The sequence below is a fragment of the Brevibacillus sp. HB1.3 genome, assembly GCF_013186635.1.
In the GTDB taxonomy this organism is placed as follows: domain Bacteria; phylum Bacillota; class Bacilli; order Brevibacillales; family Brevibacillaceae; genus Brevibacillus; species Brevibacillus brevis_D.
In genome coordinates this window covers 337,930-351,595 of record NZ_JABMIT010000004.1, presented here as the reverse complement: position 1 = coordinate 351,595, position 13,666 = coordinate 337,930, and the positions used below count along the sequence as shown (strand labels likewise).

General features: G+C 45.1%; 13 protein-coding genes. 8 read left to right on the top strand and 5 right to left on the bottom strand.

Features of this window, described 5'->3' with window-relative positions:
- Positions 1 to 44: 44 nt before the first annotated feature.
- Entirely contained in the window at positions 45 to 1,874 is a 1,830-nt protein-coding gene (locus HPY31_RS12140; protein WP_172140911.1) for an adenine deaminase, read from the bottom strand.
- 106 nt (positions 1,875 to 1,980) lie between these two features.
- On the opposite strand from HPY31_RS12140, the gene HPY31_RS12135 reads away from it, so the two are divergent.
- Positions 1,981 to 2,322, top strand: a complete 342-nt coding sequence (locus HPY31_RS12135; protein WP_172140910.1) for a hypothetical protein — start codon at positions 1,981 to 1,983, stop codon at positions 2,320 to 2,322.
- A gap of 49 nt (positions 2,323 to 2,371) precedes the next feature.
- Here the strand turns inward: HPY31_RS12135 and HPY31_RS12130 are convergent, their stop codons facing one another.
- On the bottom strand, positions 2,372 to 3,742 hold the full coding sequence (locus HPY31_RS12130; protein WP_041749305.1) for an amino acid permease: 1,371 nt from the start codon (positions 3,740 to 3,742) through the stop codon (positions 2,372 to 2,374).
- Positions 3,743 to 4,158: 416 nt separating this feature from the next.
- On the opposite strand from HPY31_RS12130, the gene HPY31_RS12125 reads away from it, so the two are divergent.
- The 4 genes from HPY31_RS12125 (at position 4,159) to HPY31_RS12110 (ending at position 7,604) form a co-directional block, all read left to right on the top strand.
- Entirely contained in the window at positions 4,159 to 4,902 is a 744-nt protein-coding gene (locus HPY31_RS12125) for a metal ABC transporter ATP-binding protein (protein ID WP_012685204.1), read from the top strand.
- A complete protein-coding gene (locus HPY31_RS12120) occupies positions 4,902 to 5,762 on the top strand; it encodes a metal ABC transporter permease (protein WP_012685205.1) in 861 nt (286 codons plus the stop codon). Before HPY31_RS12125 ends, HPY31_RS12120 begins: the two co-directional genes overlap by 1 nt.
- Before the next feature lie 15 nt (positions 5,763 to 5,777).
- Positions 5,778 to 6,722 carry a metal ABC transporter substrate-binding protein gene (locus HPY31_RS12115; protein WP_172140909.1) on the top strand — a complete coding sequence of 315 codons (945 nt, stop codon included), beginning with the start codon at positions 5,778 to 5,780 and terminating at the stop codon, positions 6,720 to 6,722.
- Positions 6,723 to 6,884: 162 nt separating this feature from the next.
- Entirely contained in the window at positions 6,885 to 7,604 is a 720-nt protein-coding gene (locus tag HPY31_RS12110; RefSeq protein ID WP_087344937.1) for a YebC/PmpR family DNA-binding transcriptional regulator, read from the top strand.
- A 380-nt stretch (positions 7,605 to 7,984) separates the two neighbouring features.
- Here the strand turns inward: HPY31_RS12110 and HPY31_RS12105 are convergent, their stop codons facing one another.
- Positions 7,985 to 8,467: a hypothetical protein gene (locus HPY31_RS12105; RefSeq protein WP_172140908.1), complete on the bottom strand. Its 483-nt coding sequence runs from the start codon at positions 8,465 to 8,467 to the stop codon at positions 7,985 to 7,987.
- A 132-nt stretch (positions 8,468 to 8,599) separates the two neighbouring features.
- Here HPY31_RS12105 and HPY31_RS12100 point away from each other — a divergent pair, with 132 nt between their 5' ends.
- Together HPY31_RS12100 and HPY31_RS12095 are read left to right on the top strand one after the other, a co-directional pair.
- Positions 8,600 to 9,175, top strand: coding sequence for a zinc metalloprotease (locus HPY31_RS12100; RefSeq protein ID WP_172140907.1), 576 nt, complete (start codon positions 8,600 to 8,602; stop codon positions 9,173 to 9,175).
- A gap of 22 nt (positions 9,176 to 9,197) precedes the next feature.
- On the top strand, positions 9,198 to 9,791 hold the full coding sequence (locus HPY31_RS12095) for a hypothetical protein (protein ID WP_172140906.1): 594 nt from the start codon (positions 9,198 to 9,200) through the stop codon (positions 9,789 to 9,791).
- Between the two features lie 51 nt (positions 9,792 to 9,842).
- Here the strand turns inward: HPY31_RS12095 and HPY31_RS12090 are convergent, their stop codons facing one another.
- A complete protein-coding gene (locus HPY31_RS12090; RefSeq protein WP_172140905.1) occupies positions 9,843 to 10,598 on the bottom strand; it encodes an AP2 domain-containing protein in 756 nt (251 codons plus the stop codon).
- Positions 10,599 to 10,604: 6 nt separating this feature from the next.
- Positions 10,605 to 10,889: a hypothetical protein gene (locus HPY31_RS12085; protein WP_172140904.1), complete on the bottom strand. Its 285-nt coding sequence runs from the start codon at positions 10,887 to 10,889 to the stop codon at positions 10,605 to 10,607.
- A 2,367-nt stretch (positions 10,890 to 13,256) separates the two neighbouring features.
- Here HPY31_RS12085 and HPY31_RS12080 point away from each other — a divergent pair.
- Complete coding sequence (locus HPY31_RS12080; protein ID WP_172140903.1) at positions 13,257 to 13,559, top strand: hypothetical protein; 303 nt, start codon at positions 13,257 to 13,259, stop codon at positions 13,557 to 13,559.
- The last annotated feature ends 107 nt before the right edge of the window (positions 13,560 to 13,666 follow it).

Genomic DNA, 13,666 nt, shown 5'->3' with positions numbered 1-13,666 from the left:
AAGAGAAAACCCTCTCCTGCACATTTGCAAAAGAGGGGTTATCGTTATTCCACAAACAGTGATACTCGCTCAAATCCCGCATCTGAAATGCGAATCAAGCCCGTATCTGATATATGCAACGTCGGTATGACGACCAGAGCAAGCAAAGACAATGTCATAAAGGCGTAGTTCATCGTGCAGCCCGCCTTCACCAAGGCTTGGCTAATCTCCATGGACTGCTGCACAACTGTTTCATAAGGCTCGGTCGACATCAGTCCAGCTAAACGCAGCGGAAGCTCCACCATTTCGCCGTCTCCAGTCACGACAGCGATACCACCTTGCATGCTGATCACAGCATTGGCTGCTTGTGCCATCCGCTCATCGTCGTTTCCAATGACAAGCACGTTATGGCAGTCATGGGCAACAGTCATGGCAATCGCTGCTGGTTGGTTAAATCCGACATTGCCGACAATCCCGATGCCGGAGCCGCCAGTTTTCCCATGGCGTTCGAAAACAGCCATTTTGCACAGCGTGCTCTCAGGCGTAATCTGCAGCTCGCTATTTGCGGCAGCCACATCGACAAACACTTCGTCCGTCTCTACGTGATTTTCCCGGACAACTGCCACGCGCGTCTTGATCGTCCCGGACGGAACAGGGGTCTTGATGATGAAGTCAGAAGGAGTGAGCTCAGCCTTGATTTTCACAGAGTTGATGGCAAACTCAGGGTAAGGGAACGGAGAAAGTTCGAGCGTCATTTCACCGTTTTCCGCCACTACTTCACCGCGTGCGATCGTCATCACGACATTCACATCAGCCAGATTCCCATCGAGCAAAATGATATCGGCGATGATACCCGGTGCGATCGAGCCTACATCTCTTGCCACACCGAAGCGCTCTGCTGTATTGATGGTTGCCATTTGGAAGGCAGTAACGGGCTTCACTCCTTGCGAGATTGCGTGTCTAACGATGAAATTCATATGTCCTTCTTCTTTCAACGAATCACAGATGCGGTCATCGGACACGAGCATCATCCGGCGGGAGTCAATGCCCTGTTCGGTGTGTGCTTTGATCGTTGCTGCAACATCGTGCCAGGCTGAGCCGCGGCGCATTTTGGCATACATGCCGAGGCGTACACGCTGTGCGACATCTTCGCTGGTCACACACTCATGGTCGCCGGTTACACCCGCTGCGGCATAAGCAGCCAGACGTGGATCGCTTGACGGCCATGTATAGTGACCATCCACTACTTTTCCTGCCCGAAGTGTCGCTTGAATCTCTCCAATCATTTTCGGGTCTCCGTACACGACACCAGGGAAATTCATGACTTCGCCGAGTGCGATCATATCGGGGCCCCAGCTCAATGCTTCCGCGACCTCCACTGGCCCGAATTCTGCCCCAGCCGTTTCAAAAGAAGCATCTGTAGAAGGGACGCAGGAAGCGACCTGCATGTAAGCAGCCATCGGGGTTTGTCTTGCCTCATCCAGCATGATGCGCAAACCAGGTAGACCGAGAACATTCGAGATCTCATGCGCATCGAAAAAGCCGCCTGTGGTACCAAGAGGCAATACCGCATTGGCGAACTGTGTCACGGACAGCATGCTGCTTTCGATATGACAGTGCCCGTCCAACAGTCCTGGTGCCATATACTTTCCTTTTGCATCGATGATCGTGGTGGATTCATCCGTCATTCCTTCCACAAAAGGACCGACATAGGCGATACGGGTGCCAACGACAGCGATGGACATATTCGGCAAGATTTCACCGGAGAGAACATTGACGAGAGTGCCATTATGGATGAAGAGGGTGGCTTTTTTATCCCCTCTGGAAAAGGCAACGAGATCAGGAATGCAATCTGCGAGTGGAGGTCTTGCAAAGGACGAATGCTGCTGTGTCATGTTTACTATCACCTCATGCTGGATTTGGTTTTTTACATATCGTACACATCGAAGCAGAAGGAAGCTAGTTTTCTTTGAGAAAAAATTTAAAAAGAGGGTGCAGTGGATGACGAGAGTAAAAGTCAAATACCTGAAAATATCGTCCTACCTAAAGCTGTGCGTGGGAGCTGGGGTTTCAATTGGGATTTTGGATGGGGCCTTCCGTTTTCTATTATTACTCGTAATGGGGCAGTTGAGCACTTCGGAAGCTTTGCTCTTCAGTATGCAGGTAAAGGGATGGGTAGCGGGAATTTTGCAGTTGCTTTCTGTACCGCTGCTGTATGGGGTGGGTGCAGTCTTGTTTGGCTGTGTCTCCTATTTTCCGTTTATGTACTACCTAAAATGCAAAAAGGGGCTTGTGATCGAAGGGGTTTTTGAAGGGGAGCATCACGAGAACATACCAAAATAAAGCACCTCCCATTTTCACCGTTGTTGAAAGTGAAAACAGGAGGCGCCGCTTAGTGTTCTGCTACCTCTATTTCATTTGTCTTTGTTTTCCGCAGTTTGTAAATCGCAACGAGTAAAATAAACCACACAGGTGTGATGAACAAGGCGACTCGTGTATCTTCCGCGAGTGCCAGCACGACTAGAATGAAGGCAAGGAATGCCAGGATCAGGTAGTTGGCAAAAGGATAGAGCGGCATTTTAAACGAATTCGCTTTTGCTAAATCTGGTCTCGTTTTGCGATATTTCAAATGACAGATGACGGTAATTCCCCAAATAAAGATAAAGCAAACGGTCGAAACGCTAGTGATCAGTGTAAATACGCCTTCTGGCATGACGTAATTCAAGACAACGGCGATAAGGATAACAATCGTCGAAAAGAGGAGTGCATTTGCCGGAACCTTATTGGCAGTCAATTTGGTAAGGGGCACAGGTGCATTTTTTTCTTTGGCAAGGGAGTAGACCATCCGGCTTGTACTGAAAATGGCGCTATTACATGCGGAAGCGGCAGATGTCAGTACGACAAAGTTGACGATACCGGCAGCGGCTGCAATGCCAATCGCTGCGAAGACCTGCACAAACGGACTCTCTAACGGGTTGATCGCGTTCCAAGGATAAATGCTCATGATGACGATGAGTGCGCCAACGTAGAAAATCAAAATCCGAATCGGGATTTGGTTAATCGCTTTTGGAATGACTCGTTTTGGGTCTTCTGTTTCACCAGCTGTCAGACCGACGAGCTCAATCCCAACAAATGCGAACACGACCATCTGGAAGGAGAGAAGGAACCCATTAAAGCCGTTCGGGAACATACCGCCATGACTCCAGAGATTCGTAAAGCTTGAAGCACCTGCATTCGTAGAAAAGCCCTTAATGATCATGAAAATGCCAACAAAAATCAGGGCGAGAATCGCGATGACCTTAACCAGCGCGAACCAAAATTCCATTTCTCCAAAAAGCTTCACTGTCGCTAGGTTCATGATTAACAAAATCACGAGGGCGATTAAGCCTGGCATCCACTGCGGTATTTCTGGAAACCAAAATTGCGTATAAAGACCAACAGCTGTCAGGTCGGCCATGGCGATGGAAATCCAGCAAAACCAGTAAGTCCAGCCCGTGACAAATGCGGCCATATTCCCCAAATAGTCTTTGACGAAATCCACAAAAGAATGGTAGTTCAAATTGCTCAAGAGGAGCTCCCCGAGTGAGCGCATGATTAAAAAACAGATGATGCCTGTAATCAAGTAAGCAAATAAAATGGATGGGCCGGCCAAATGAATCGATTTTCCTGCGCCCAAAAATAATCCTGTTCCGATTGCTCCGCCGATCGCGATAAGTTGTACGTGTCTGTTTTTCAGACCTCTCTCCAATTTTTGATCCTGCATACGATCCACCTCTCTCTATTTTTAGTTAGTTTTTAATTTTTAGATTTTTACCAAACAGATAATGTTCATATTAACATAACTATTGTTGTTTCACATATGTTTATTTATTTTTATAGAAAAAAAGCTTTTAATTATGAACGGAATAGTAACATTTTGGAAGTGTTGGCTCTTTTAAACAAAGGCCGCACTTTTTTTGTATTTCAGAAAAAAGAAGATATTGACATGAGAATGGAAATCATTTAATTTTGCATTAGGGAAACTTTTTTATACACAACCACATTAGTTTTCTTGAGAAAATATTATTGGTGCAAGACTACATTGTTGTGTGTAGGCATATATGCATAGAGGAATTACCCGTTTCACCATCGTTTTTTGGACGGGATCATACAACGGGCTATGATTTGGAGGGAAGAAGCATGGAATCTGCTATCGCGGTAAGGGACTTACATGTCTCCTACTTTGGGAACGAAGTTGTTCGAGATGTCTCGTTTGACGTTGAGCTAGGGAGTATGGTTGGAATCATCGGTCCAAACGGGGCAGGGAAGTCAACCCTGATCAAAGCGCTCTTGGACCTCATTCCGAGAGATAAGGGGAATGTGCGGATTTTTGGGAAAGAGACAAATGAATTCCGGAAGAAAATCGCCTATGTACCACAGCGGAGCATGATTGATTGGACGTTTCCGATCACCGTCATGGACACCGTACTGATCGGAACCTATCCAAGCGTCGGACTATTCAAATTTCCGAAAAAAAAGGAAAAAGCGTGGGCGCTGGAATGCTTGAGAAGAGTAGGGCTGGAGGATTTCCGCGACAGGCAGATTGGGGAGCTCTCCGGTGGGCAGCAACAGCGTGTCTTCTTGGCAAGGGCACTTGCACAAAAACCGGAGCTACTGCTTCTGGACGAGCCGTTTGTGGGGATTGATGTGGCGAGTGAGGACACCATTATTCGTATTTTGAAAGAGCTGCAATTTCAGGATAAAACAATCGTGGTCGTCCATCATGACTTGTCCAAAGCATATGCGTATTTTGATCAGCTCCTTTTAATGAACAAAGAATTGATCAAGTTCGGTACGGTCGATGAAGTCCTGAATCGAGAAGTCATGTCGAGAGCATATTCCTATCAGTTACCATTTCTCGAAAAGACCGAGGTGCTTGCATAATGGATTTCTTGATGGCAATTGGACAGTATGAGTTTTTGCAAAAAGCATTGTTTACATCTGTAGTGGTTGGGTTAATCTGCGGCGTCATAGGTAGCTTTATCATCTTGCGTGGAATGTCCTTGATGGGGGATGCCATCTCACACGCTGTTTTGCCTGGGGTGGCTCTCTCCTATGCATTTGGAATCAATTTCTTCGTGGGCGCTGTTTTAACGGGTGTGCTCACCGCAGTTGGAATTGGCTACGTGAGCCAAAATAGCCGCATCAAGAATGACACGGCGATCGGAATTTTGTTCACGTCTGCCTTTGCAATCGGGATCATCATGGTTACGATGCTGAAAAGCAGTACCGATCTGTATCACATTTTGTTCGGGAATGTATTGGCTGTGCGTTCCTCAGACATGTGGGTGACGGTTGGCATCGGGGTCATCGTCATCGTGACAGTTTACGCTTTTTTCAAAGAACTGTTATTGACTTCGTTTGATCCGACCATTGCTGCTGCTTACGGCTTGCGTAACAACCTCATTCATTACTTGCTGATGACCTTGCTGACGATGGTAACTGTCGCTTCCTTGCAAACCGTAGGAATCGTGCTCGTCGTCGCCATGCTGATTACACCGGCTGCTACCGCTTATCTTTTGACGGATCGTTTGTCGATCATGATCTTTTTGGCTGGCGGTTTTGGGATGCTGTCTTCGGTTATCGGCCTTTATTTTAGCTTTACCTATAATTTGGCCTCTGGTGCCACGATTGTCGTGGTTGCAACTGTGCTCTTCTTCCTGGCCTTTCTCTTCTCCCGAAAACACGGGGTGGTATGGAAATCAATCCGAGCTCGGCAAAAACGAATCGAGCTCTTAAAGTAAAGGAGAATCATCGTCATGAAGAAATGGAATCTGTTTTTCGTTTTTCTACTAGCAACCGTATTAATGGCAGCGTGTGGTGCTCCGCAAAGTGCGAACGAGCCCACGAAATCAGAGAATGACAAGCTACAGGTCGTAACCACGTATTCCATCCTGTATGACATCGTGAAGAACGTTGGGGGAGATCGGGTAGAGATCCATAGTCTCGCTCCGATTGGCTCCAATCCGCATGAATATGATCCACTGCCTGCTGACGTGCAAAAAACGACGGATGCAGATGCGGTTTTCTACAATGGACTGAATTTGGAAGCAGGTAACGCCTGGTTCGATAAACTGATGACCACAGCAGGCAAAACAGGTCCGGATGCACCTGTGTTCCGTCTCAGTGAGGGCGTAGCAGCCAAGCACTTGACGACCAAAGGCAAAGAGAGCGAAGAAGACCCCCACGCTTGGCTGGATGTACGCAATGGCATCAAGTATGCGGAGAATGCAAAAAATGCCCTGATCAAGGTGGACCCAGCGCACAAGGAAACGTATGAGCAAAACGCCAAGAAGTACATCGAACAGCTGACTGCGCTGCATGAGGAAGCAGTTAAGCAGTACAACCAGATTCCGAAAGAACAGCGTTTGCTTGTGACGAGCGAGGGAGCGTTCAAATATTTCAGCGAAGCGTACGATTTTGAAGCGGCATACATTTGGGAAATCAATTCAGAGAACCAAGGAACACCAGAGCAGGTCACACAGGTGGTCGATACAATCCGTGCGAAAAAAATCCCGGCTCTGTTCGTAGAGACGAGTATCGATCCACGCAGCATGGAGATGGTATCGAATGAAACAGGTGTACCGATTGTTGGGAAAGTATTTACAGACTCGCTCGGAAAGCCCGGAGAAGATGGCGATACGTACATCAAAATGATGGAATGGAATATCAAGACGATCTATGAGGGATTGACCAAGAAGTAAGATTTTGAATCCAAAGCACAGCTATCCTATCTAAGGGGCTGTGCTTTTAAATTCTTCCACTGCTTAACATCTTTCATAAGATTGAGGTATAATAGGCTAGTGTGTAAAAGGAATCCGGAGTTTTTATATTTTTAATCTGTCATATTGAAAGAGAGTGGGATTATGGGTCGTAAGTGGAACAATATTAAAGAAAAGAAAGCTTCTAAAGACGCGAGCACCAGTCGTATTTACGCGAAGTTCGGGAAGGAAATTTACGTGGCGGCAAAGCAAGGCGAGCCGGACCCAGAGTCCAACCGTGCTCTGAAGGTCGTCCTGGAGCGTGCTAAAACGTACAGCGTACCGAAAGCGATTATCGACCGCGCGATTGATAAAGCAAAGGGCGGCTCTGATGAAACGTTTAGCGATCTGCGCTATGAAGGCTTTGGGCCAAACGGTTCCATGATCATCGTGGATGCACTGACCAACAACGTAAACCGCACAGCTCCTGAAGTGCGCGCCGCTTTCAACAAAAACGGCGGTAACATGGGCGTATCCGGTTCGGTTGCTTATATGTTTGACCCAACAGCGGTATTTGGCTTGGAAGGCAAATCCTCTGATGAAGTGCTGGAAATCTTGATGGAAGCGGACGTAGACGTGCGCGACATTTTGGAAGAAGACGGTGCTGTCATCGTTTACGCAGATGCCGAACAATTCCACGCTGTACAAGAAGCACTCAAAAACGGTGGCGTCTCAGAGTTTACCGTAGCTGAACTGACCATGCTGCCACAAAACGAAGTAACACTGACAGAAGACGTACAAGCTCAATTCGAAAAGCTGATCGATGCTTTGGAAGACTTGGACGATGTGCAACAGGTGTACCATAACGTTGATTTAGGTGAATAATGTTTTTAATGGAGAAGACCTTTGTTTTAGGACAAGGGTCTTTTTTTATGTGCTGCGTATTGCTGCAGTGAAGAGAAGAATATTTCCAGTCTAGGCTCCAGGCTCCGTCCTGCTGGGGGTTGAGACTGTCCGCTCCGAAGGGATTTGCGGGGAAACGCAAAAGTGGTAGCCGCTTCGTCGCGTGAGCACGTTGCGTTTCTTTTGCCCGCAAATCCCTTCTCCGCTGGGTAGGACTCCACAAGTCGCTACGTCTGGAAATATTCTTCTCTGTCGTAACTGAACACATTCTTCCATCTTTTCTTTCGAATCAAAGACTAAAAATATGGGGGATGATTGCCTTCTTAAAATTTGAATGGTATAAAGCGTTGTATATCTTTCTGTTAATCGTAATAGCTCATGTTCGTGTAATCCACTTCTGGTTTCTTATCTTGTAGCCAGAAATAAGATGCTCCAACTGGTTTGTTGTAAGTTAGCTCTTCATAGCTATAGACTTTAAATCCATACTCATCTACCCAACCAACACTAATTAGTTCTTCAGTGTGATCCTTGAACATCTTAACCTCCACAAACACTGGATTCTTTCCCAACAAGTTTATTAATTTATCAAGTTCAAAGGAATCCCAGAAATGCTCAACATCGTGCTCCTTCATGTCTTTGATTCTTCTAATTTCACTTGGATCAGCGTAATCTGAAACCCCAATCTTTAAGTGGTCAAATTGATTGTAACCTACCAGCAAATGATCTCCATGTTTTTTATGGTAATAATTTTTAAACTCCTTAGACTGTACAAAACCGATATCTTGCAACTTCTTTAAATCATCACCTTCAGTTTCAAAGTAGATAACTATGTCGATTACCTTCATTTATTTACACCTTTCTCACTAAAAGTAGTTTTTAATCTGAATTAATAAACAAAACTCACCAAATCTTTACAATTATCGGATAGTGTTATATTCTGGAATGCAGTAAAATTTTTTTAATCAGGAGGATATTTTATGTCACGTAAAAGGACAAAGGTTGCTGCTGGTATATTCACTGTCGTTGCTTCGCTTTCATTTTTTACAACAAGTGCATTTGCTGACTATCTCGGAGGAGAATGGGACATCTATAATGTTACATATGAAGATATCAACCTAGATAAAAAATACTCGGACTTGCTTTGGTCTGCTGCTGATGAGTGGAACGGAATAAGTGAAATCAACCTTTCTCCAGCAGACTCTAATGATACTGGCGCTATTTCTGTAGAACATCCAGATTCAAGAACCGATAAGGAACTTTACAGACTTGGTACTTATGGGCTTGGAATACCCTATGATGATCGAGGTAGAATGAATCGGTCTCCATACGCCTCAGCAGAGATAATAATTGTAAAGTCTATGTGTGACGATCTTGACATGGATGATACGATAAAAACCATGACTCATGAATTCGGTCATACACTTGGTCTTGCACATCCTGAAGACACAAGTGAAGACTCCATAATGGATGGTAGTGATGTTTTTGACTGGGATATCCATGGTCCTACAAAGTATGACAAAACTGAACTTAAAGGTCTCTACGACAACAATTAATTATTGAAAGGATGTGTAAACGATGAAAAAATTGCTTACCATTGTATCTATGGTAGCAGTAATTGCTGGCGTTGGTTCTGCGCTGCTATATAAAGAATTCAATCAATCAAACTCTCATAGCCTTGCATTATCTAGAACATTTAAATCCACTGAAGAAATTGTCGAAAAAGCCAATGTAATCATAAAGGGAAAAGTACCAACAGAGTTTAGACAAGAAAAAGTGGGATCTGTTGTTTATAATGTCTACGAAGTACAAGTGGACAAATTATATAGCAACCTTTCTGACGCCAAGATAACAGAGGGTGAAAGCATCGAAGTTTATCACCTTATAGCTCTAGATTTAGGCGACAACAAAGAGCTTGCTAACATTGTTGACGCAGATTTTCATGAGATAGACAATGGTGAATATCTGTTATTTCTGAGTGGCGAATATGATGACGAATTGAAGAAATATACTTATATTCCAAACACACCTAATCAATTATTTAAAATGACGAGTTCGAAAGGATTAAGGGAAAATCCGTCAAATATTGAATTCGAAAATGTAACTGAAGAGAATGCGTTACCTTCTATCAATGAAGCAGATCTGTTAGAAGCAATAGAATCGAAGAAGTAATTTTATCTTAGGCACTTCATAGGGAGTGCCTTTCTTATTTTAATAAAAACATCATTTTAAAGAAATTTCGTCTATAACATTTAATTTTGCTTTATTACCCTTTAGTTCAATTGCCTTCTGATTATAAGCCAAAGCAGCCTCTTCTTCGGTTTCATATTCACCAATACGAATTCTCTTCTTGGTATCATAAATTTGCACTAAGAACTTTCCAGTGTCTTTATTAAGACAAACGCCTCTATATTTGGATGTTTTCTTACTAGACGAACTGTATTTCTCCCATTCCTCTTTTGGCATATACTCTACTACATTTAGTAAAGCAAACTCACCATGATGTAATTGTGCGTAGTAATTGTATGCATTCGCTGCGGCTATTTCATTTGTAAATACACCTATGTATCCACGTCTGCCCTCGTCAAAACCTCTAAGTTGTACCATCCATTTACCAACAGATTTACACCATGTTACTCCCTTATATTCAGAGTATACTTCTTGATCAGCATAGACTGATTGGGGCTTTCTGTTTCTCATATTTTCTTGATGTGAACAGATTCTTAGGTTTTGTTTTTGATTATTAAGCTCATTACCATCTCTGTGATCTACATTAATGGATCTTCCTGTTTTGTCTGGATTCATCAGTACTTTATGCAATGACATTGATGAGAATAAACCCATCTTTTTATATTTCTCTTTTGGTCTACAGATAACATAGCCATCTTTATTAACATGTAAATCATATAGTGATATGTATTCATAATCTTCATCATCAACCATGACAATAAATCCATCAATTGTTTTTATTTCTTTCATTAAACCCTACCTTTGCTCATTTCTAGCCTTTCTAGCCTTCTTCAGACGCTCTGCCGCTGCCTGTCGTTGCTCTTCAGTCATCTCTCTGCCTTTGCTTTCAGAACGGAGCGAGATTTGATTAAATGGAACATCCTTGTACCAATGACCACCATCTTCTTGAATCTTATAAGGTTCAATTCCAGCTCTTTTCAGCTTCGTAATTACGCGTTGCTGCATTGTGTAGATTCTCCATGTTTTTGTTTCATCATCACAATGAATCGCCGTTTCACGTTCATTTGCTACAAGTGACATACAATACCTCCTTTGTTAATTTTATTTTTTAAAATCTAATCGGCTCATCCCCACCGTTATACCATGAGTAACTTATCAACCTACAATCCTCTTTATATACACCGAACTTTTGAACCAGCAAATCAATATGTCCCTCAAGTTCCGAAAGCGAGGTATCTAATTTGTCGTAGTCATGACCATCACTGTGCATTAGAACATAATCAATTCCCCGCCTAAAGGCTTTTAAAACTCGTCTAACACGGAAAGCTCGTAGAGGAAACAGGAGAAAAAAGCGAAGATCTTTGGTACACCGACCGAGGCGCAATGAAAAAAAGGGAAACACGCTTTTAGCGTCCACCTCTGAGACACCTCTTGAATGAACGACTTTGGACGCGGGTTTCGCTTTTTTTCATGGAGCCGGGCAGTGAATCCCCCAGCGGGTGGGACAAGAAGCTGAGCGTTTTCTCCTGTTTCCTCCCCAGCACTACAGCAACAACTTAAGGTTCTTATGTATGTGGCTGTGGTGAAGAGAAGAATATTTCCAGTCTAGGCTCCAGGCTCCGTCCTGCGTGGGGGCTAGACTGTCCGCTCCGAAGGGATTTGCGGGGAAACGCAAAAGTGGTAGCCGCTTCGTAGCTCGGGCACGTTGCGTTTCTGTTGCCCGCAAATCCCTTCTCCGCTGGGAAGGACTCCACAAGTCGCTACGTCTGGAAATATTCTTCTCTAGCGTAACAGATGAGATTCTTCCATCTTTTAAGGCTTTTAAAACCCGTTTAACACGGAAAGCTCGTAGAGGAAACAGGAGAAAAAAGCGAAGATCTTTGGTACACCGACCGAGGCGGAATGCAAAAAGCGAAACACGCCCTTAAGCGTCCACCTCTGAGAAGGCATCCTGAAAGGACTACTTTGGACGCGGTTTCGCTTTTTGCATGGAGTCGGGCAGTCAATCCTCCAGCGGGTGGGACAAGAAGCTGAGCGTTTTCTCCTGTTTCCTCCCCAGCACTACAGCAACAACTTAAGGTTCCTACTATGTGGCTGCGGTAGGGAGAAGAATATTTCCAGTCTAGGCTCCAGGCTCCGTCCTGCTGGGGGATAAGACTGTCCGCTCCGAAGGGATTTGCGGGGAAACGCAAAAGTGGTAGCCGCTTCGTCGCGTGGGCACGTTGCGTTTCTGTTGCCCGCAAATCCCTTCTCCGCTTGGTAGGACTCCACAAGTCGCTACGTCTGGAAATATTCTTCTCTGTCGTAACTGAACACATTCTTCCATCTTTTAAGGCTTTTAAAACCCATCTAACACGGAAAGCTCGTAGAGGAAAAAGGAGAAAAAAGCGAAGATCTTTGGTACACCGACCGAGGCGCAATGAAAAAAAGGGAAACAAGCTTTTAGCGTCCACCTCTGAGACGCCTCTTGAATGGACGACTTTGGACGCGGGTTTCGCTTTTTTTCATGGAGCCGGGCAGTCAATCCTCCAGCGGGTGGGACAAGAAGCTGAGCGTTTTCTCCTGTTTCCTCCCCAGCACTACAGCAACTTACTTAAGGTTCTTATGTATGTGGCTGCAGTGAAGAGAAGAATATTTCCAGTCTAGGCTCCAGGCTCCGTCCTGCTGGGGGTTGAGACTGTCCGCTCCGAAGGGATTTGCGGGGAAACGCAAAAGTGGTAGCCGCTTCGAAGCGCGGGCACGGTTGCGTTTCTGTTGCCCGCAAATCCCTTCTCCGCTTGGTAGGACTCCACAAGTCGCTACGTCTGGAAATATTCTTCTCTGTCGGAACAGATGTGATTCTTCATTCTTTTAGGGATTTAAAAAAATCAGATCACAAGGAAAGCTCGTAGAGGAAACAGGAGAAAACAGCGAAGATCTTTGGAACACCGACCGAGGCGCAATGAAAAAAAGAGAAACAAGCCTTTAGCGTCCACCTCTGAGACACTCCCTGAAAGAACGACTTTGGACGCGGGTTTCGCTTTTTTTCATGGAGCCGGGCAGTCAATCCCCCAGTGGGTGGGACAAGAAGCTGAGCGTTTTCTCCTGTTTCCTCCCCACCACTACAGCGACACTTATGTGGCTGCAGTGAAGAGAAGAATATTTCCAGTCTGGGCTCCAGGCTTCGTCTTGCTGAGGGTTGAGACTGTCCGCTCCGAAGGAATTTGCGGGGAAACACAAAAGTGGTAGCCGCTTCGTCGCGCGGGCACGGTTGCGTTTCTTTTGCCCGCAAATCCCTTCTCCGCTCGGTAGGACTCCACAAGTCGCTACGTCTGGAAATATTCTTCTCTGGCGTAACGGAACACATTCTTCCATCTTTTAAGGCTTTTAAAACTCGTTTAACACGGAAAGCTCGTAGAGGAAACAGGAGAAAAAAGCGAAGATCTTTGGGACACCGACCGAGGCGCAATGAAAAAAAGAGAAACAGGCTTTTTAGCGTCCACCTCTGAGACACTCCCTGAAAGAACGACTTTGGACGCGGGTTTCGCTTTTTTTCATGGAGCCGGGCAGCTTACGCTACCTTGGGGGTGGGACAAGAAGCTGAGCGTTTTCTCCTGTTTCCTCCCCACCACTACCGCCCGACAAACGATTTTTAAAAGAAATAAAACCGCCTCCATAAAGGAGACGGCATATATCGAGCTCGTTAGTTTTGAGGTGCTACCGATCATCACGTGCGACGCATCTACCTCCAGTATGAAGTTAGAAGCTTAAAGCAGTGTACGGTTTCCCTTACTCACTAGGTGATCGTGTAAATCATCCATGGCACATCGCCTCCGTAAAGGTCTACAGCCTGATTGAAAACACACCACCGAGCTCGA

Bases quoted from the DNA above. Each gene is read 5' to 3' on its own strand.
- HPY31_RS12140 (WP_172140911.1), bottom strand. From the start codon at position 1,874: ATGACACAGCAGCATTCGTCCTTTGCAAGACCTCCACTCGCAGATTGC.
- HPY31_RS12135 (WP_172140910.1), top strand. From the start codon at position 1,981: ATGACGAGAGTAAAAGTCAAATACCTGAAAATATCGTCCTACCTAAAG.
- HPY31_RS12130 (WP_041749305.1), bottom strand. From the start codon at position 3,742: ATGCAGGATCAAAAATTGGAGAGAGGTCTGAAAAACAGACACGTACAA.
- HPY31_RS12125 (WP_012685204.1), top strand. From the start codon at position 4,159: ATGGAATCTGCTATCGCGGTAAGGGACTTACATGTCTCCTACTTTGGG.
- HPY31_RS12120 (WP_012685205.1), top strand. From the start codon at position 4,902: ATGGATTTCTTGATGGCAATTGGACAGTATGAGTTTTTGCAAAAAGCA.
- HPY31_RS12115 (WP_172140909.1), top strand. From the start codon at position 5,778: ATGAAGAAATGGAATCTGTTTTTCGTTTTTCTACTAGCAACCGTATTA.
- HPY31_RS12110 (WP_087344937.1), top strand. From the start codon at position 6,885: ATGGGTCGTAAGTGGAACAATATTAAAGAAAAGAAAGCTTCTAAAGAC.
- HPY31_RS12105 (WP_172140908.1), bottom strand. From the start codon at position 8,467: ATGAAGGTAATCGACATAGTTATCTACTTTGAAACTGAAGGTGATGAT.
- HPY31_RS12100 (WP_172140907.1), top strand. From the start codon at position 8,600: ATGTCACGTAAAAGGACAAAGGTTGCTGCTGGTATATTCACTGTCGTT.
- HPY31_RS12095 (WP_172140906.1), top strand. From the start codon at position 9,198: ATGAAAAAATTGCTTACCATTGTATCTATGGTAGCAGTAATTGCTGGC.
- HPY31_RS12090 (WP_172140905.1), bottom strand. From the start codon at position 10,598: ATGAAAGAAATAAAAACAATTGATGGATTTATTGTCATGGTTGATGAT.
- HPY31_RS12085 (WP_172140904.1), bottom strand. From the start codon at position 10,889: ATGTCACTTGTAGCAAATGAACGTGAAACGGCGATTCATTGTGATGAT.
- HPY31_RS12080 (WP_172140903.1), top strand. From the start codon at position 13,257: ATGAAAAAAAGAGAAACAGGCTTTTTAGCGTCCACCTCTGAGACACTC.